Source organism: Sulfitobacter sp. (genome assembly GCF_041552635.1).
In the GTDB taxonomy this organism is placed as follows: domain Bacteria; phylum Pseudomonadota; class Alphaproteobacteria; order Rhodobacterales; family Rhodobacteraceae; genus Sulfitobacter.
Genome location: NZ_JBFEKM010000396.1, coordinates 1 through 1114 on the forward strand (window position 1 = coordinate 1; position 1114 = coordinate 1114).

The following is a 1114-nucleotide window of genomic DNA, read 5'->3' on the forward strand; positions in this document are numbered from 1 at the left end:
AGCGCTCACTATCAGCAGCAGCTCGGCTATCAACAAGCGGAACATAAGCTAAGTGATGCCAAGGCACAGCTGACTACTATCGAGCAGCAGCTGTCTGGCTTGGCTCAGCAGCGTGAGCAATCACTCGCTGATATCGAACGGCTCAAAGCTGAACAAGCTGAGCAGCATCAAGCGCTAGAAACGTTACGTCCGCAGCTGACTGAGCTAACTGATAAACGCAATAACTATAAGCGCAATGAGCAGCCACTACAACGCGCGTGGCACGAAGCGCAAAACAATCTGTCACGCTTACAAGATAAAGCCCGTTCGCTTGAGCAGCAGCAAGCTATTAACGCTCAAGCACAGAAACGCCATCAGCAAAGCCATGATAAATGGCAGCGCCGCGAACAAAATTGGCAAAATCTGTGGCAGCAATTACAACAGTCTATAGCGCCATCTGCATCTGACAGTACTGATATGAGTAAGATGAATAAGGTGCAAGATCTCAATCAAGTGCTAGAACAGCAAGTCACTGAGCTAAGCACGCAGTTGCAGCAGGTTGAGCGTCAACGCGAAGCCGTCGATGAGCGCTTGTCCGAGATACAACCGCAAGCGCATAGCTTGCAGCAGAGACTAAACGCACAGCAGAGCGAGCTGAGCAATGATGAAAAGCGTCATGCGCTGTTGGCAGGCGAATACGATACCCTGCATCAGATACTGCATCCAAAACCTACACAGCAGCAATCAGCAAAGTCGAAAGTTACCGCGACAGATAATGTAGATAGCGATGGCACACATCATCAGCCGATAGCCATTGCAACGCTACGTGAGCAGATTGAGCTAAGTGCCAAAGGGCAGGAACATGCGCCGCTACTCGATAGTATCCTAGCGTTGTGGCTAGACAGTCATGTGCTAATCACTAACCAACAACCTAACCAACAAGCCAATCAAACCAAGCAATCAGACGCTAATAACGCTAACGGCATTTCTCAACAAGCTAATAGCTTGTGGCAAGTGCTTGAGCATGATGTTGCAGACTTACTGACTTATCAAACGGCACAAAATACGTTTGCCACTGCAAGGGATAAAGCTCTAGTGGAGACGGGTTATAGCCTATGGTTGCCAACTGCGCAAA

General features: G+C 48.9%; 1 protein-coding gene. It reads left to right on the forward strand.

Going from position 1 to position 1114, the window contains the following annotated elements; all coding sequences use genetic code 11:
- The coding region (locus ABYT07_RS21360; RefSeq protein ID WP_372994006.1) for a hypothetical protein at positions 1–1114 on the forward strand (1114 nt) is incomplete at both ends.